This window comes from Pseudomonas sp. Marseille-Q0931 (assembly GCF_940789645.1).
In the GTDB taxonomy this organism is placed as follows: domain Bacteria; phylum Pseudomonadota; class Gammaproteobacteria; order Pseudomonadales; family Pseudomonadaceae; genus Aquipseudomonas.
Window position 1 is genome coordinate 46,183 of the sequence record NZ_CALNWT010000010.1, and the last position, 17,740, is coordinate 63,922.

Annotated in this window: 9 protein-coding genes and 3 pseudogenes; 6 read left to right on the forward strand and 6 right to left on the reverse strand. The window is 58.8% G+C overall.

The features are described from left to right. Positions 1-2 precede the first annotated feature (2 nt). From P3C50_RS16300 to P3C50_RS16315, 4 genes are read left to right on the forward strand one after another with little or no spacing between them, the layout of a single operon-like run. Positions 3-3,398 carry a DEAD/DEAH box helicase gene (locus tag P3C50_RS16300; protein ID WP_038664480.1) on the forward strand — a complete coding sequence of 1,132 codons (3,396 nt, stop codon included), beginning with the start codon at positions 3-5 and terminating at the stop codon, positions 3,396-3,398. Then, positions 3,382-4,872 carry a hypothetical protein gene (locus P3C50_RS16305; protein WP_038666039.1) on the forward strand — a complete coding sequence of 497 codons (1,491 nt, stop codon included), beginning with the start codon at positions 3,382-3,384 and terminating at the stop codon, positions 4,870-4,872. The genes P3C50_RS16300 and P3C50_RS16305 overlap by 17 nt, the downstream gene beginning before the upstream one ends. Beyond that, positions 4,872-7,343: an AAA family ATPase gene (locus tag P3C50_RS16310; protein ID WP_038664477.1), complete on the forward strand. Its 2,472-nt coding sequence runs from the start codon at positions 4,872-4,874 to the stop codon at positions 7,341-7,343. The genes P3C50_RS16305 and P3C50_RS16310 overlap by 1 nt, the downstream gene beginning before the upstream one ends. Beyond that, positions 7,343-9,163, forward strand: a complete 1,821-nt coding sequence (locus P3C50_RS16315) for a hypothetical protein (RefSeq protein ID WP_230585268.1) — start codon at positions 7,343-7,345, stop codon at positions 9,161-9,163. Before P3C50_RS16310 ends, P3C50_RS16315 begins: the two co-directional genes overlap by 1 nt. A 21-nt stretch (positions 9,164-9,184) precedes the next feature. Here P3C50_RS16315 and P3C50_RS16320 read toward each other — a convergent pair whose 3' ends face one another. Continuing rightward, positions 9,185-9,964, reverse strand: a complete 780-nt coding sequence (locus P3C50_RS16320) for a site-specific integrase (RefSeq protein ID WP_051605121.1) — start codon at positions 9,962-9,964, stop codon at positions 9,185-9,187. 23 nt (positions 9,965-9,987) lie between these two features. Between P3C50_RS16320 and P3C50_RS16325 the strand changes: the two are divergent. Beyond that, a pseudogene (locus P3C50_RS16325) lies at positions 9,988-10,754 on the forward strand (IS3 family transposase); the annotation flags it as partial. On the opposite strand, the pseudogene istA reads toward P3C50_RS16325, so the two are convergent. Beyond that, a pseudogene (istA, locus tag P3C50_RS16330) lies at positions 10,753-11,736 on the reverse strand (IS21 family transposase); the annotation flags it as partial. The pseudogenes P3C50_RS16325 and istA overlap by 2 nt on opposite strands. 570 nt (positions 11,737-12,306) lie before the next feature. Here istA and P3C50_RS16335 point away from each other — a divergent pair. Further along, positions 12,307-12,613: pseudogene (locus P3C50_RS16335) on the forward strand (DUF3363 domain-containing protein); the annotation flags it as partial. A gap of 122 nt (positions 12,614-12,735) precedes the next feature. On the opposite strand, the gene arcC reads toward P3C50_RS16335, so the two are convergent. The 4 genes from arcC to arcD form a co-directional block, all read right to left on the reverse strand. After that, complete coding sequence (arcC, locus tag P3C50_RS16340) at positions 12,736-13,662, reverse strand: carbamate kinase (protein WP_038664471.1); 927 nt, start codon at positions 13,660-13,662, stop codon at positions 12,736-12,738. Positions 13,663-13,751: 89 nt separating this feature from the next. Beyond that, positions 13,752-14,762, reverse strand: coding sequence for an ornithine carbamoyltransferase (locus tag P3C50_RS16345; protein ID WP_038664468.1), 1,011 nt, complete (start codon positions 14,760-14,762; stop codon positions 13,752-13,754). 118 nt (positions 14,763-14,880) lie between these two features. Next, positions 14,881-16,131, reverse strand: coding sequence for an arginine deiminase (arcA, locus tag P3C50_RS16350; RefSeq protein WP_038664465.1), 1,251 nt, complete (start codon positions 16,129-16,131; stop codon positions 14,881-14,883). Positions 16,132-16,182: 51 nt separating this feature from the next. Then, the gene (arcD, locus tag P3C50_RS16355) at positions 16,183-17,610 is read right to left on the reverse strand and encodes an arginine-ornithine antiporter (RefSeq protein ID WP_275546802.1); all 1,428 of its coding nucleotides are present in this window, start codon (positions 17,608-17,610) and stop codon (positions 16,183-16,185) included. Positions 17,611-17,740 lie beyond the last annotated feature (130 nt).

Sequence of the window (17,740 nt, forward strand, 5' to 3'; positions counted from 1 at the left end):
AAATGGAATTTAAAGATTTCCCCATGCTGTCAGCCGATGTGCTGGCGCTTTCTACAGATGAGTCTGTGGATGCCTTGCAGGACGGGCAGGCTATTTTCCTGCAGCGCTATCAAGATGACTGGCTGGCGGTACAGGGAGATGTGCGCATCCGCGTCAATTGTGCCAAGGCCGATGCCGAAATATTTGGCCGTCTGGCCCTGCGTGATCAGACCCGCTGGTTGCTGACCGGTACGAAGAAAAACGAGCTGCTGGTGCAATACTGCGCACCGGTTGAAGTAACGGCAATGCAGCTTGAACTGGGTGTTGATGAGCTGCTTGCTGAGGATTTGCACGCCAAGCGCGAAATTGCCGGCAGCACTGTTGAACTGGCCTGTCGCTGGTTTGTCGAGCACTTTGTGGTGAAGGGTCTGGCCGAGGGGGACTGGCTGACGGTTGCTCGTTTCAGCAACACCGCTAGCAAGGGCGGTTTTCAGTTGCTGGGTAATGGCTGGCGTGCCGATGTCGAGCAGCGCCAGGATGGCAGTTTTCTGCTCAAGCGTGTTAACCGTCATACCCATCGTGATGGTGCATTCTCCATCCTGCTTGGCCAATTTGAATTTAAGGATGCCTCTGTTGCGGCTGCGCTCGGCAGCGCCAGTCAGCAGGCTCTGCTGAGTGCGGCGCTGCGTGACAACGCCAGCTATCTCGAACTCTGGAATCTTTACAACGATAAAGAGTGGCAAAGAGCTTTAGAGCAGGCAGAAAGTTTGGGTTCTCTGGCTTACGCCGAGTGCCACGGCTTTCAGGAGGGGCGTGGCAATGCCTGGCGTCTGATTCCCAAGTCGCAGGAGCAGTATCAGGCGTTCCGCGAGCGCTGGCGCGATCTGGAGCTGAGCAGCAATGATCAGTTTGATCTGGGCGATCAGCGCCCGGACTGGCTGGAAGAGCTTTCATCCGAGAAGGCTCAAAGGACTGCCAATGCTCCGCGGGGGACTATTCGCTTCGAGCCAGATTGCGTGATTTTCAAACAGGCGGCGGGTAAGACCAACATCCGACCGAAAGCGGGGGAGGGCTGGTTGTATCTGTCTCTTGCCGGCCAACGTTCGATGGGTAAGCGTCGCTTGGCAGCCAAGCAGTCGATTGACTCGGGCAAGCGGCTGCCGCAATTGAAATGGCTGCTGGAAGGGGTTGCGGTTCCTGCTGCGCGACGACGCCCGATCAGCGGGCTGACCCCATACGTGCTGGAGTCTTTCAAGGGTGGCAAGCCGACCGAGAAGCAGGCGCTGGCGCTGGATTGCGCGCTCAATACCCCTGATCTGGCAATCATCATCGGCCCTCCTGGTACCGGTAAAACCCAGGTTATTGCAGCATTGCAGCGTTGTCTGGGTGAGCGAGCGGAGAAGCAGAATATTGCGGCGCAGGTACTGGTCAGCAGTTTTCAGCATGATGCCGTCGACAATGCACTGGAGCGTAGCGATGTATTCGGCTTACCTGGCGCGCGGGTGGGCGGCAAGCACGGCGAGAGTGATCAGGCGGCTTTGATTGAGCCTTGGCTGGAACGCCAGGCGGCTCATTTGCACCGCAAGATTGCGCAGGAATACAGCCGCTTCCCTGAGCTTGAGCAGTTGCGGGCCATTTCCGCGAGGTTGGCCCTTGCCCGGGTAGCGAGTACCGGCCCTGCACAGCAGGCGGATGAGTTCCAGCGCCTTTTGCATGACTTGCGTGAACTGGAGCAAAGCGGCCTGGCATTGCCGCCCCGGCTTGAAAGTCAGTTCGAGGAGTATATCGATACGCTTGCCGGTCAAGCGCCGGCTACAGCTGCGGGAGGTCTGCCTCCCTCTCAGCTGCTCAGGCGTATCCGTGCTCTGCGTGTCGAGGTTGCTGCCTTTACCGATGATGGCGGCGAGCGTGCCTGGGATCTGCTGAGCTGGCTCAAGCGCCATGAAAAAGGTGTGGCCCCGGAGCTGCTGCGCCTGCTGGAAGAACTTGCCGACAGCTCGCACGTTGAGCCGGCGACCCTTCAGGCTCTGAAGATCTGGAAGGATCTGTTGCTTGATCAGCACTTGCCGGATTACCGGCCGGCTGCGCTGAAACGCCAGGTAGACCCTGATGGCCTAGCGCTGCTTGATGAGGTGGATCGCTATCTGGAAGACCGCATGGCCAAGCGCAAGCAGGGGGTTGCATGGGTCTTGGAGCAACTGGTCGATAGTCTGGAGTCCGATCGTTCCGCTGCGCGGGCTGTGGTCAATGAGTATTCGATGGTGGTCGGTGCAACCTGCCAGCAGGCTGCGGGCAAGCAGATGGAAATGTTGAAAGAGGTATCCACTAGCTCCAACTCGGATATCGAGTTCGATACGGTTGTCATCGACGAGGCAGCACGGGCCAATCCATTGGATCTGTTTATTCCGATGTCCATGGCCAAGCGGCGGATTGTTCTGGTGGGCGATGACCGCCAGCTCCCGCACATGCTTGAGCCGGATATCGAGGGGCAGTTGCAGGAGGAGCATGAACTGACCGAACTGCAACTGGCGGCTTTCCGATCCAGTCTTTTCGAGCGTATGCGGGTCAAGCTACAGGATTTGGAAAAGCAGGATTCGATTCGCCGTGTGGTGATGCTTGATACCCAGTTCCGCATGCATCCGGTCTTGGGCAACTTTGTCAGTAAGCACTTCTACGAATGTGAAAACCTGGGGGTTCTGCATTCCGGCAGGCCGGCAGATGCGTTTGTATTCAGCCAGGAGCTGCTTTCCAGGCTGGGGCCGCTGGCGGAGTCCTACCGCGGCCATGTTTGTCAGTGGATTGATGTGCCGGCGGTGCAGGGGCGTGATCAGCGCCGGGGAACTAGCCGGGTTCGAGAGATTGAGGCGCAGCGCATTGCTGACGAAGTGGTAAAGCTGATGCAGGCCGGCGGTGAGGCGTTGTCTGTTGGCATCATTACTTTCTACGCGGCACAGCGCGATCTGATCATGGAGAAGCTCGCTCAGCAGAAAATCGACGGTACTCCCTTGATGGTAAAGCGCGAGGGGGGCTACGAGCCGCATGAGCAGTTCAAGTTGACCCGCAAGGTGCAGGCAGATGGAAGCGTGGTTGCAGAGGAACGCTTGCGGGTTGGCTCGGTGGACGCCTTCCAGGGCAAGGAGTTCGATGTGGTGCTGCTGTCTTGCGTGCGCAGTTTCCAGCCCAATCGCTCGGTGCGAGCTGCTGCCAGCGAGGGGGGTGAGCGTGAGCTGCAACTGAACCGTCAGTTTGGTTTCCTGCGTTTGCCAAACCGCATGAACGTGGCCATGAGCCGGCAAAGGCAGATGCTGATTTGTGTCGGGGATGCTGCTTTGGCCAGTAACCCGGATGCACAAGAGGCTGTACCAGCTCTGGCTGCTTTTTATCAGCTGTGTGGGGGTGAGCATGGCTGCATTCGCTGAAACCGGTACTTATCTGCAGTTTGCTGAAAAGCCTCGCGGCGAGGCTAGGCCCTTGTTGTGGCCGGTGCTGGTTCATCGCGTGCTTTATCCCGAGGCAAAAGAGGCTCAGTTGAATCTGTTCCAGCGCGCTGTGCTGGGGTTGATCCGGGCACAGTTGACGCAAGCGGAGGCAATCGCTGAGTTGACCGGGCTGCATGTCAATCTGATCAAGCTGATACTGGCTCAAGGGGTGAGTAACGGCTGGCTGACTGATAGTGCCCGTGGGCTGACTGAAAAAGGCGAGCAACTGCTGGATGGTGAGTCTGTTGAGGATGACAACCTGAAGGCTGGTTATCTGTTCCAGGATGCTATCAGTGGTCAGTTCTGGCCACGCTTCGCTGAGCAGCTTGATTCGATCGAGCCCGAAGATCCGCTGCAACGCTATCCCGTATTCAAAGGGGAGCGGAAAAGCGGCAAGTCAATCCGGCCGTTTGTGATGGCGGCGGGCAAGTCATCACTGCCGACGTTGGATCATGAGGCTCTGGCGATAGCTTATCGCGACTATCGGGATGATTGCCGGGCAGCTCGGCAGCTCGATAGCGGCCAGTTCCCGCAATTCCTTAAGTTGTCTGGGGTGCAGCGGCTGGATGATACCGCCAAGCCTGCAAGGGTACTGCTCTGGGCCAAGCCTGATGACGAGGGGCTGGAGCTGTGGGCAGTCGACGATCCGTTTGCGCTGCGAGCCAACGCCTGGTGGTTACAGGATGCTTTGCGGGAGCAGACTGAGGGGGGTAGCAAGTACCTGCTCAACCATTTGCAGCCTTTGGTTTCTGTTCCGCGTGCGGATGATCAGACGGTTGAGCAGTGGCTGCAGGCCATGCGCCAGCAGGCGGATATGCAGGTGCTCACGGAATACCCCTGGGCGGCGCGGCAACCGGATATCAAGCGGCATTTGGCAGCCCTGCTACTGCGTATGAACAAGCTGGAACAAGGCGACCAGAGTGAGCAGGAACTGGATGCTGCAGTGATGGAGTGCCAGAAACTGCTTGAGGTCCTCATGCAGTGGTTGATTCACCAATATCCAGTTGAAGCAGGCCATCTGCCCAAACAGAAAAACCTTGGCCGAGGGCTAAATGCGCGCGTGCTATCCGCCTTGCAGTTGCCGGCGTTTACCGACGGGGTAATCAGCAAACTAGCCGGGCAAAACATCAATCAGATCATTTTGGCTTGCTCTCGGCCAGGCAGCTCCCTGAAGGCTTTGCTGTTTGCTGCAGCAATGGGAACGCTCAACCACTCCGGGCACCCGTTCAAGACGCTGTTAGCTCGCGAGCTGCAACTTGACAGGCTGTTGCTGCTTGCGGATTTGCGTAACCGCAGCAGCCATGCGCAGAGCCGCTTTACCGGACGAGAAGTCGCCCCCCTCACCTATGAGGAAACGCTGGATAACATCCAGTACGCGCTGGGCTTCACCGAATTTTTTAAGGAATGGATGTAATGGGCAAGAAAAGCTCGAACAAGTTTGGTCCACAGCAAATCCCTGCAGCGGCACCGTCTGCGGTCGGTATGGCCCGTGCTTCAGTGGAGCAGCAAGTGAATGTATGGAGCGCTTCTTTCGAGAACGCTTCCAAGGCCTATCAGTCTTTTGACATGACACTGGATATTTCTGTCGAGCGTGAGTGGTTGCGCGGCGTCTGCGAGCGTTTTGAGGGCGACAGTGATCTGGTTCGCTGGATTGAGCAATTCGCCACGCTCTGCAAGGAGTTGGTGCGCTTCAAGGAGCGTTTGCATGACGAATATGCCGAGAGGTGGGCTGCTGCCAGCAAACTAGCTGAAACTGCCGAGGCGGCGGCACTGGCGCAGGTAGCCGAACAGGAAGCGCTTGTGGCCGTCCGCTCCGGACTGGATGCAGAGAAAGCTGAGCTCAAGGCTGAGTGGGACAAGCTGCTTGAGGCTCAGCAGGAATTGGCGCTGAAGATGGCCGAAAATTTGGAGGCCGAGCGTTCCCTGAATATGCGAGAGGCCAATGCGCAAGCCGGCTTTGTTGCGGAAAACGAAGCGGCTTTACGTAAGCTGGAGGCGCAACAACGTCAGCAGGTGCGTCAGCATGAAGCGGATCTTCAGTCGTTGCGCGAAGACAAGCACCAGCTCGACGGTGAAATTTCCCAGGCAGCAAGGCGGCTGGCGGAGGTCAAGTTCAGTTGCACGGAGGCAGAGGCTGAACGTGTCAGGTTGCTTGATCAGCGTGAGCACGACATCAAGCAGAAAGTGGTCGAGTTAGATCGTGCGCGTAGCCGCCTGGATCGTGAGTGGGCGGATATCCAGGCAGAGGAAAAGGCCTTGCAGCAGCGTCTGGATGAGGAAATGGCATCCGAGCGGGCGAATCATCACCAGGTTGTTGCCAAGCTGGAAGAGCAGCGTGAGCGGGCCTGGAGCAAGGCGAATGAACTCAAGGAGCAGCTGCTCGATATTCAGGAGCTCAAGCAATCCCTGGGCGAAGTATCCGGAGCTGAGATCCTGCAGCAACTGGAAGCGCTGCGTCAGGAAAACCGTGAACTCAAGCGCAGCCTGGAGCAATCGGATACGGCGCAATTGCAGCGCGATAATGACTACCTGCGTGACAGCAAGGCTGATCTTGAAAGAGAAGTAGCTGAGCTACGCCCTGAGCGGGATGAGCTGCGTCGTGAGTTGAGCAACAAGCGTGTCGCGGCTACAGAGCTTGAGGCTGTGGCGCGTGAGAAACGTGTTCTGGAGCAACACAAGAATACCCTTACCGTTCACATTGATGATCTGGAAAGCCGCATCGAGCAGCTGACCAGTGCGCAGAAGACCCAGACGCCATTCCCTGCCATGTCGCTGATGGATAGTGAGCGTGATTACCGGGCGCGTATGGAACTGGATGAAGTGCCTGATCTAGAGACATTTGCCACCCAGTTACAGCATCGGATTGCTAAAGCTGAAAAGCATGTAGAACTGTTCTATCCGATCGAGGATATCCGCGTGCTGCTGGGTGGTTTGGCCATGAGCCAGCTGCATGTCTTCCAGGGTATCAGTGGTACCGGTAAAACAAGTCTTGCCAAGGCTTTTGCCAAAGCAATGGGGGGCTTCTGCACAGACATCTCAGTGCAGGCCGGTTGGCGTGATCGGGATGATCTTCTTGGTCATTACAACGCCTTTGAGCGACGGTTCTACGAGAAGGACTGCTTGCAGGCGCTATACAAAGCGCAGACCCCGCGTTGGGAAGACACCTGCAACATCATCCTGCTGGACGAGATGAACCTGTCGCGCCCTGAGCAATACTTTGCCGAGTTCCTCTCTGCCCTGGAGAAGAACAACCCCGATGAGCGCTTGATCAGCCTCTCGGAAACGTCGTTGCCCAATGCACCTGCGATGCTGGCCGAGGGACGCAAGATCAGGGTGCCAGCCAATGTCTGGTTTATTGGTACCGCGAACCATGATGAAACCACCAATGAGCTGGCGGACAAGACCTATGATCGTGCTCATGTAATGACTCTGCCCAAGCAGGATAAGCGCTTCACGATCAAGTCGTTTGAGCCGGCCAACTACTCTTATCGCTCCTTGCGCAAGGCATTTGGCAAGGCACGTGCTGAGCGCAAGGAGGAGGTCGTCAAGCTGCTGAAGGACTTGACCGGCGATGCCTTCACCGAACAGTTGGGCAGCCAGTTTGAGCTGGGCTGGGGGAACCGCTTTGAAAAACAGGCGCTGGATTTCATCCCTGTCATGCTGGCCTGCGGGGCCTCTTCGGGGGAGGCGCTCGATCACTTGCTGGCCACGAGAATCATGCGTCCTGGCAAAGTGACCGGCCGCTACAACGTTTCTGCCGAGACGCTGCGTAATCTGAAGGGCGCTCTGGAGGAGTTCTGGATCAGCGCTGATCTGGCGGGTGATCCGCGCAAGTCTATGGAGCTGTTGGAGGCTGATATTCGTCGCCTGGATGGGCGTAGCTGATGTGGATTGATCGTTTTACTGGTGAGCAGTGCCGGCACTTGCCCGCCCTCATTCCGCCCGGTCGCTATCAGTCTGTGGGTGACGGGCCTGCGTTCAATGGACATACACCGGTATTTACGGGTGTGCTGGTGAGTGATGGGGACCAGCGCTGCCAGTTGGGTGATGAGGCTTGCACTTTTACGCCGTCGCAAAAAAGTCTGGCGGCGGCAACGGAATTGCTGAGCAAGGTCATTACGACTATTGATGCCGAGGCGCTGCAGGCGCCTTTGATGTCCCCCCTGATGCCCGCTTCCATCATTGATGCCAAGAGCCATCTGCAGCCCTTTGAGGAGCAGCTTCTGGATGTGGTGAAGCAAGGGCATCTGCATCACATCTCGCAGCGTCCGCGCCTTGATCTGCATTATGAGGATGAGGTGGCTGATATCGGGCGCGCACGCCGTTTGGCAAAAGGGGCTTTGGTGCATCTGGCCTCGCACTCGGAGTGCTGGCAGCGGCAGACCTTGAGTGGCGTGATCCCCAAGAAGGTACTGGCCCGCTTCAGCGAAGATGACTATGGCATCTATGAGAATCGTGTCTTTGCGCGCTTGCTGGATAAGATTGAACGCTATTTGCACGGACGCCTGGCGGAGTTGCGTGGCTTGCAGGCGACGCTGAATCAGGCGCTGCGCTTCTATGAGGCGGAGAATGTCGATTACCGTCTGCGTGAAGAAATTTGTCGCTTGTGGGGGATGACATTCAGCGCAGAGGAAACCAGTAACGCATCAACGTTGCTTGGTAAAACGCTTAATCAACTTGAGGGCTTGTACCAGACGATTACGGGTCTGCAGCAAAGTGGTCTGTATTTGTTGGTCAGTCGGCAGGCGCAAGTGACAGGTGCGCTGCATATGACCAACATACTTGGCCACGACCAGCATTATCGGCATCTGGCTATCTTGTGGGATCAGTTGGCGAAGGTGGCGCAGGCCAAGCGTGCCACGCCAGCAGAGCGCTTCAGGCAGAACCAGTCTCTTGCTTCTGTCTATTCTCGTTACGCCGGTCTGGTTATGAGGAGGGCACTGCTGCCTTATCTGAATGGCCAGGACGAAGGTGTCTGGGCCGGAAGGCACATACTTCTTCGGCAACGTGGGCTGGAGTGGCAATTGCTTTGCAGTTCTCCTGGCCTTTCAGCGCCAGAGGAGGTATTGCTTACCATTGTGCCTTGGTTGAGTGATGCGCCTGCTCCTGAGGTGACCCCACAGAGCAAGGAGCGGTTTATCGCCTGGCCGGCAATGGGGCAGGAGATTGATGCGGCTTATTGCCCGGAGCAGTGGATACCGCTGTCTCCCACGGACATGTATTGCACGGAGCGCTTTGGCTTGCTGGTTGACCAGGTGCTTTGCCGAATGGCTCTGATTACGTATGCGCAGCCGTTGCAAAAAATCCCGCAAAAAGTGCTGGAACAGGCAAAGCAGGTTGCGGGGGTTCAGGTTAATTCAGAGCAAAATGAACTGATTGTTACTGAGGCCTTGGCCGGGGAGGCAGTGACGGCGCTCAAGGAGGCATTGGTTGCCTCTAACTCCACTGCGCAAGCGTCAGCCCTGGAAGGTCACAACCAGGCGATTCTTGCTTTGGAAAAGTGCCCGGTGTGCTCTGGCAGGGCTCCGCTGGTTTTCCAAAGCCCTTTAGGGTTCAAAGCCAACTGTTTGGATAAAAAGTGCGCAACGCGCTATCTGCGCTTGGAGCAGACCGGGCGTGTTTTTGAACAGTCAATACCGGAGTCCACTGGGTTTACGGTGGTTGGACGAAGGGCATTTACGATTAGGCAGATGGCTGGCGCCTGAGATGATACCCGGCCGCTAACGCTAACGTTCATTTGCGACAGGGTGTGCAGTTGTTCGTCGGTTTGTCAGGCGCTGTGGCGCCTCGATACGGCCGACCACTCGTTCTCGACCAAAAACAGCAGGCTGTTTGGGGTGGCGAACTTTTGACAAGTCAGCGTCCTGTGCAGGTCTGATATGCAATTTGTGACCAGCCCCAGATCGACGGTTCCCATAGACGCTGATGGATTCAATGGATTGGTGCCCCATCATGTAGGCGAGAGCTTCATCGCTTTCACCTGACGCTTTCAGGTTCGAACCAATCTGGTGCCTGAAGCTTTTCAGGGTCGGCTGCTGTTTGCGCCGTGGCCACAGAGCACGGCACTCCTTGCGCAGGCGATCCCGAATAGCTGTATTAGTGCGAGGGCAGATACGCATCCATTTCGCGGCGCCAGCCACAACCTGGAGCACGGCAGGGTCGTCAATGACCAGTGTTCTGTCGGCGCCCCTATCCTGCGGAGCATTTTTTTTGCCGCCAATGATATGAACGTGATTGCCTGTCACCGTGATCGAGCGCATCTCACAGGGGCGTACCCCCAAGTAATAGGCAAGTACGAGCGACCAGGCCTCGTCCATGAATTCACGCGCTAACAGATGCTCCTGAAGCTCTCTGTAGTCTTCTTCAGTGATCGAGCGGATTTGCTTGAGTTTGGGTTTCTTGGGAAGTGTTGAACCTTGCGCTGTCACTGGGTTGACAAGCTGCTTGATGGCTTTGGCCGCTTGGTGTGAATCGCCCCTAGTTTCGTAGACACCTCCAAGCCTCATAATGAGGCCTATCAGGAGGTGCCATGAGCAACCAGCGTTACCCCGAAGAATTCAAGATCGAAGCGGTCAAGCACATCACTGAGCGCGGCTTGCGTGTTGCCGATGTGGCAGAGCGTCTAGGTGTGTCCGCGCATAGCCTGTACGCCTGGGTAAAGCGCTACAGCAAGCCCCAAGTACAGCGGCAGCAGGTAGATGATCAGCAAGCCGAACTGCGTCGTTTGCGCGCTGAACTCAAGCGAGTGACCGAAGAGCGAGACATCCTAAAAAAGGCCGCCGCGTACTTTGCCAAGGAGTCCGGCTGAAGTACGCCGTTATCAGCAAGCTGTCGGTGGAGTACCCGGTGCGGCGCCTCTGCCAGACCCTCCAGGTACATCCCAGCGGTTACTACGCCTGGCTGGCCGAGCCGAAATCTGCACGCGCCAAGGAGGATCAGCGTCTGCTCGGATTGATCAAGCATGCCTGGTTGGAAAGCGGCGAGGTCTACGGCTACCGCAAGATCCACGACGACCTGCGTGAGCTGGGCGAGTCTTGTGGCCGGCACCGCGTGGCTCGCCTGATGCGGGGAGAGGGACTGCGCTCGCAGACCGGTTATCGTCGGCGCCCCGGGTACTATGGTGGCAAGCCGACTGTGGCCTCGCCCAACCGTCTGGAGCGGAAGTTCAACGTCAGTGAACCGAACAAGGTCTGGGTCACCGACATCACTTACATCCGCACCTATGAGGGTTGGTTGTACTTGGTGGTGGTACTGGATCTGTTTTCGCGCCAAGTGATTGGCTGGTCGATGAAGCCACCCGCGCCTTCTTCCACTCGGCGTAGACGTAGGGTTGCACCGGCAAGGGGCGCAGCGCCAGACGATCCAGAGCCTCGAAGGCCGAGTGCCGGGAGCCCGGCAGCTTGCGAAACGGGCGGCGATTGAGCCGCTCCAGCAACACGGAGATGGCGCTGTTGAGTTCATCCAAGGAGAAGAACTGACGGTTGCGCAGGGCCGCGAGGATCCAGCGCTCGACCACCTGCACGCCGACTTCGGCCTTGGCCTTGTCGCGCGGCTTACGCGCCCGCGCCGGCACCACCGCCACTCCGTAGTGCTCGGCAAGGTCGCGGTAGCTGGGGTTGATGTCCGGCTCGTAACGATGGGCCTTGCTTACCGCGCTGCGCAGGTTGTCCGGCACCACGATCTCCGGCACGCCGCCGAGGAAGGCGAAGCAACGGGTATGCGAGCCTAGCCAGTCCGGCAGCTGCTGCGACCAGGTGGCTTCGGCGAAGGTGTAGCTGGACGCGCCAAGCACCGCGACTAACACCTGCGCCCGGCGGATCTCGCCGCTGTGGCGGTCGATAACCGGCACCGTCTGCCCGGCGTAGTCGACGAACAACTTCTCGCCGACGCGATGCTCCTGGCGCATCACCACGTCCAGCTTGCCCTGCCAGGCCCGGTAGTGCTCGCAGAACCAGCTGTACTGAAAACCCTGCGGCTGGTTCAGGCGGTACTCCTGCCAGAGCAGCGCCAGGGTCACGCCGGGGCGACGCAGCTCGGCATGCACCCAAGACCAATCAGGCAGCGGTCGTTGTTCGGAGGGTACCGCCGGCGGTGGCGGGAACAGCTGCTGCTCCAGTTCGGAATCGGACAACGAACAGGGCCAGGCTAGACCGCTGGCGGCAAAGCGGTTGAGGTAATCGCCGACGGTGACACGACCGACCTGCACACTGACTGCAATCTGGCGAGCCGATAGCCCGACCTCGAACTTGAGACGAAGTACTTCGCGAATCTTACGCATGGATAAACGCTCCACGACGACCTCTCTGCTTCGAAAAAGAGGTCGATGGTAGTGAAGAAATCCTGCGTTACTGCCTGCCCGGTTGAGTGGCCGGATGGCCGTGGAATCAGTGGCCGGATCACCGTGGAATCGGTGGTCAGATGCTTATGGAATGGGTGGCCAGATGACCGTGGAATCCGCACTATACCTAGTGAGAGGCTATGAACCAGCTGTTCCTTTGGACTTCGATTCTGCGGCCCGACGGAGCGTCCCGAATGAGTTGTCTCAAACCGGGAAGCGAATCTTGCGTTGTTTTCGGTAGCTGCTGCTCAGTTTTGAAGTCAGCGCGACTTCTAGCTCTTTCGCCGCCATATTCCCGGCCGCCTTTCCGCTCTGGTTCTACCCGATCACTCTCCTGCTGACTAGAGTGCTACTCCTAGGTTGGCAAATCGGGCTCGTTTGGATTTTCGGCACGTTGGCCTTTCGTGATGGCTACCTGCGTATCGGGCTATGAACGGTTGGGCCGGTGGGGCACTGGTGGCATTTGGGTTCCAGAAGATCTTCGCGCGCTGAGACGCCTGAGCAGTTCAAGGTCGTCGTGTAATCCTGACGCGTAACCTGCAGGCGACGTTGCGCAATCGAGAGCGAACCCAGTTCGCTCTCGAGATCGCCGCCGAAACGGGGTTAGAGCACCGACCAATCCTTGATGATCGGCGCGTGATAGGCATCTACGGCGTAGCGTCTGCTCGCCAGTGGACGTTACGCCGTGCTCGATGACGGTAAGGGATTCAGCCTAATGCCGTGAACCCCATCATCGAACAACGACTCGGGCAGCAAATTGCAGTGACCCATGCGCCATGGCAGAGTGTTCTGGGAGATTAGTCGGTCGCAAGGCTGAGATGTAGAGTCGAAGCATACTGGTGAAAACCAAGTGAACCTCGTAGCCCTCTAGATTGTCTCGAGTTTGTCCAAGTTATCGCGATGCAGATGGCCGGGCTCGAACATGTTGGCATCTCTCCTTCAGCGATAGGCGATGGCGCTGTAATCCAGGCTGATCCGGGTACCGGATTTGCCCTGGACGATGGCCTCGATATTTTCCAGCGAGCCGATCACCGCCGTGCTGCCAGTGTTGCGGGCGAACTCGCAGGCGGCTTGCACCTTCGGCCCCATGGAGCCGGCGGCAAAGCCGAGTTTGTCCAGCTCGTCGGGGTGAGCTTCGGCGATGGATTTCTGCGTCGGCTTGCCCCAGTCGATATAGGTGGCGTCGACGTCGGTGGCGATTACCAGCAGGTCGGCGTTGAGCTGTTCGGCGAGCAGTGACGAGCACAGATCCTTGTCGATCACCGCCTCCACGCCATGCAATTTGTTGCCGTCGTACATGGTGGGAATACCGCCGCCACCGGCGCAGATCACCACGCTGCCTTTTTCCAGCAGCCATTTGATCGGGCGAATTTCGAAGATGCGTTGTGGCCGTGGGCTGGCCACGACGCGGCGGAACTTGTCACCGTCCGGGGCGATGCTCCAGCCTTTCTCGGCGGCCAGGCGTTCGGCTTCTTCCTTGGCGTAGACCGGGCCTATAGGTTTGGTTGGTTTCTTGAACGCTGGATCGGCGCTGTCCACTTCGACCTGGGTGAGGATGGTGGCGAAGGGCACCTCGAACGGCAGCAGGTTGCCCAGCTCCTGCTCGATCATGTAGCCGATCATGCCTTCAGTTTCGGCGCCGAGTACATCCAGCGGGTAAGGATTGGCGGCGTCGAAGGCATTGCCCTGCAGGGCCAGCAGGCCGACTTGTGGGCCGTTGCCGTGAGCGATCACCAGCTCGTTTCCGCCTGCAACCTTGGCTATCTGCTCACAGGCGATACGTACATTTTCACGCTGGTTTTCCGCGGTCATGGCTTCGCCGCGACGAAGCAGGGCGTTGCCGCCCAGGGCGATGACGAGTCGCATGATGGTTGCTCCTTGTTCTCGTTCGTAGCCCGGATGCAATCCGGGGATGGCGAGGGGGCGATTGCCCCGGATTGCATCCGGGCTACGGTTTAGATGTCGGCCAGGGTCGCGACCAGAATCGCCTTGATGGTGTGCATGCGGTTTTCCGCCTGCTCGAAGGCGATGTTCCATGGCGACTCGAAGACGTCCTCGGTCACTTCGATGCCGTTCTTCAGGTGCGGATACTGTTCGGCGATCTGCTTGCCGACCTTGGTTTCGCTGTTGTGGAAGGCCGGCAGGCAGTGCATGAACTTCACCCGCGGGTTGCCGGCGGCCTTCATGATTTCGGCGTTGACTTGGTACGGCAGCAGTTCCTGGATGCGTTCACCCCAGGCTTCCACCGGCTCGCCCATCGACACCCAGACGTCGGTGTGGACGAAGTCGACGCCCTTGACCGCTTCCTTCGGGTCTTCAGTGAGCAGCAGGCGGGCGCCGCTTTCCTCGGCGAATTTCTTGCAGGCGGCGACATGTTCGGCGCTCGGCCACAGCGCCTTGGGCGCGGCGATGCGCACGTCCATGCCGAGCTTGGCGCCGATCAGCAGCAGCGAGTTGCCCATGTTGTTGCGCGCATCGCCGAGGTAGGCGTAGGCGATGTCGTGCAGCGGCTTGTCGCTGTGCTCGCGCATGGTCAGCACGTCGGCGAGCATCTGCGTGGGGTGGTACTCGTCGGTCAGACCGTTGAACACCGGCACGCCGGCGTAGGTGGCCAGTTCCTCGACAATCTCCTGCTTGAAGCCGCGATACTCGATGGCGTCGTACATGCGTCCGAGCACGCGAGCGGTGTCCTTCATCGACTCCTTGTGACCGATCTGCGAGGAGCCGGGGTCGATGTAGGTGACGTTGGCGCCCTGGTCGTAGGCGGCCACCTCGAAGGCGCAGCGGGTGCGGGTCGAGGTCTTCTCGAAGATCAGCGCGATGTTCTTGCGGCTCAGGTGCTGCTGCTCGGTGCCGGTGTACTTGGCGCGCTTGAGGTCGCGCGACAGGTCGAGCAGGTAACGCAGCTCACGGGTGCTGTGGTGCATCAGGCTGAGCAGGTTGCGGTTGTGCATGTTGAAAGCCATGAGATTTCGCTCCGTTGGCAAGGGCAACTGTAGGGCGGACATGCTGCAGGCTTGTCCGCCTTCTTGCTGGCAAAGGTGGACAAGGCTGCGCCATGTCCACCCTACGAATATGTGTCCGTCAGTAATCGATTGGGTCGCGGATGATCGGACAGGTCATGCAGTGGCCGCCGCCACGGCCGCGTCCCAGTTCGCTGGCGCTGATGGTGATGACCTCGACGCCGGCCTTGCGCAGCAGGGTGTTGGTGTAGGTGTTGCGGTCGTAGCCGATGACCACGCCGGGTTCCAGGCAGACCACGTTGTTGCCGTCGTCCCACTGCTCGCGTTCGGCCTCGTAGGCGTCGCCGCCGGTTTCCACCACGCGCAGTTTCTTCAGGTTGAGCGACTCGGCGACCACGTCGAGGAAGCTGCGCTCGTCGCGGCGCAGGTCGATACCGCCAGGCTTGCTTTCATCCGGGCGCAGCACGAAGGGCACGATGGAGTTGGCCACTTCCGGGAAGATGGTCACTAGGTCGCGGTCGCAGAAGCTGAACACGGTGTCCAGGTGCATGGCCGAGCGCGATTTGCCCAGGCCGGCGACTATCACCTTGTCGGCGGCGCCTTTGGCGAACAGGGTACGCGCCACCTGGCCGATGGCCTGGTGCGAGCTGCGCTCACCCATGCCGATCAGCACGGTACCGTTGCCGATTGGCATCACGTCGCCGCCTTCGAGGGTGGCCGAGCCGTGATCCTGATCCGGGTCGCCATACCAGACCTCGAACTCTTCATTGATGAAGTCCGGGTGGAATTTGTAGATGGCACTGGCGAGCAGGGTTTCCTGGCGGCGCGCCGGCCAGTACATCGGGTTGAGGGTTACGCCGCCGTAGATCCAGCAGGTGGTGTCGCGGGTGAACTGGGTGTTGGGCAGCGGCGGGAAGATGAAGCTGGACTCGCCCAGATAGGCGTTGAACATCTTCGCTGCTTCCGAATCTTTGTATTTCTGCAGGTCTGCGCCGGACACGCCGCCGATCAGGAATTCGGCGATGCGCCGTGGCTCCAGGCTTTCGATAAACGAACGAACTTCGTTCTGCAGACCGAGGCCGACGCTGTTGGGGGTGATCTTGCGCTCGAGAATCCACTGCAGCGCTTGCGGGTTGCGCACGGTCTCTTCGAGCAGGTTGTGCATCTCCACGACCTCTATACCGCGTTCACGCATCTTGGTCATGAAATCGAAATGGTCGCGCTTGGCCTGCGATACCCAGATCACGTCGTCGAACAGCAGTTCGTCGCAGTTGGCGGGGGTCAGGCGCAGGTGCGCAAGGCCGGGCGAGCAGACCATCACCTTGTGCAGCTTGCCGGCTTCGGAATGAACGCCTAGGGCTTTCTTGGACATGTCAAACTCCTTCTCGTGGAACGTGGCCCCGGAAGGTCCGGGGCGGCACTTTTACAAACTCAGGAAACCGTCATACAGGCCGAATGCGGCAATGCCGGCGCCGATCAGTACGGCGATGAAGATCAGCTTCTCGACGCCCGTGAACACCGGTTGGCCCAGCTCGCGCTTGGCCTTGGCGAACAGGATTGCGCCAGGGGCATAGAGCAGCGCGGAGAGCAGCAGGTACTGCACGCCGGCGGCGTACACCAGCCACACCGCATACAGCGTGGAGATCAGCGCGATCAGCAGATCCTTGTTGCGTTCGCCGGCGGCGTTTTCGTAGGTCTCGCCGCGCAAGGCCAGCAGCACGGCGTAGGCACTCGACCAGAAGTACGGCACCAGAATCATCGAGGTGGCCAGATACAGCAGGCTGAGGTAGGTGGACTCGCTGAACAGGGTGATGATCAGAAACAGCTGGATCAGCCCGTTGGACAGCCACAGCGCGTTAGCCGGGACCTGGTTGGCGTTCTCCTTGCGCAGGAACTCCGGCATGGTGTGGTCACTGGCGCTGGCGAAGAGAATCTCGGCGCACAGTAGTGTCCACGACAGCAGCGCCCCGGCCAGCGAGATGATCAGGCCGATGGAGATCAGTTGCGCCCCCCAGGGGCCGACTACCTGTTCCAGCACGGCAGCCATCGACGGGTTTTTCAGTCCGGCCAGTTCGGCCTGGGCGAGGATGCCCTGACTGAGGATGTTGACCAGCACTAATAGCAGGAGCACGCCGATGAAGCCGATGACGGTGGCCTTGCCGACATCGCTGCGTTTCTCGGCGCGGGCGGAGAAGATGCTCGCACCCTCGATACCGATGAACACCCAGACGGTGACCAGCATCATGTTGCGCACCTGATCCATCACGCTGCCGAGCTCGGTGTTGCCGCTGCCCCAGAAGTCCGAGGTGAACACGTCCATCTTGAAGGCGACGGCGGCGATGACGATGAACAGCGCCAGCGGCAGCATCTTGGCGATGGTGGTGATGGTATTAATGAAGGCCGCTTCCCTGATCCCGCGCAGCACCAGAAAGTGCAGCAGCCAGAGCACGATAGAGGCGCAGATGATCGCCGGCAGGGTGTTGCCCTCGCCGAATACCGGAAAGAAGTAGCCGAGGGTGGAGAACAGCAACACCATGTAGCTGACGTTGCCGATCCAGGCGCTGATCCAGTAACCCCAAGCCGAGGAGAAACCCATGTAGTCGCCGAAGCCGGCCTTAGCGTAGGCATACACCCCGCCATTGAGGTCGGGTTTGCGGTTGGCCAGGGTCTGGAAGACGAAAGCCAGGGTGAGCATGCCGACACCGGTGATCAGCCAGCCAATAAGGGTGGCGCCGGGACTGGCACTGGCGGCGATATTCTGCGGCAGGGAGAAGATCCCGCCGCCAACCATTGAACCAACAACCAGAGCGATCAACGCGCCGAGGCGCAGTTTTTGAGTCGAGTCAGACATAGCGAGACCTCCTTGGTCTAGTAATAACTACCGGGCAGACTCTTTCGGAGTTTTCCTAATGTTTAACAAGTTCAATGCAGTCGTGATAAATGGGGTTAGAAAGTTTGAAGGTGGTATCACGAAACCGCTG

What these genes read in the sequence shown, in the direction of transcription:
- arcC (WP_038664471.1), bottom strand. Translation starts at nt 13,662, where the DNA reads ATGCGACTCGTCATCGCCCTGGGCGGCAACGCCCTGCTTCGTCGCGGC.
- P3C50_RS16320 (WP_051605121.1), bottom strand. Translation starts at nt 9,964, where the DNA reads ATGAGGCTTGGAGGTGTCTACGAAACTAGGGGCGATTCACACCAAGCG.
- P3C50_RS16345 (WP_038664468.1), bottom strand. Translation starts at nt 14,762, where the DNA reads ATGGCTTTCAACATGCACAACCGCAACCTGCTCAGCCTGATGCACCAC.
- P3C50_RS16300 (WP_038664480.1), top strand. Translation starts at nt 3, where the DNA reads ATGGAATTTAAAGATTTCCCCATGCTGTCAGCCGATGTGCTGGCGCTT.
- P3C50_RS16315 (WP_230585268.1), top strand. Translation starts at nt 7,343, where the DNA reads ATGTGGATTGATCGTTTTACTGGTGAGCAGTGCCGGCACTTGCCCGCC.
- arcD (WP_275546802.1), bottom strand. Translation starts at nt 17,610, where the DNA reads ATGTCTGACTCGACTCAAAAACTGCGCCTCGGCGCGTTGATCGCTCTG.
- P3C50_RS16305 (WP_038666039.1), top strand. Translation starts at nt 3,382, where the DNA reads ATGGCTGCATTCGCTGAAACCGGTACTTATCTGCAGTTTGCTGAAAAG.
- P3C50_RS16310 (WP_038664477.1), top strand. Translation starts at nt 4,872, where the DNA reads ATGGGCAAGAAAAGCTCGAACAAGTTTGGTCCACAGCAAATCCCTGCA.
- arcA (WP_038664465.1), bottom strand. Translation starts at nt 16,131, where the DNA reads ATGTCCAAGAAAGCCCTAGGCGTTCATTCCGAAGCCGGCAAGCTGCAC.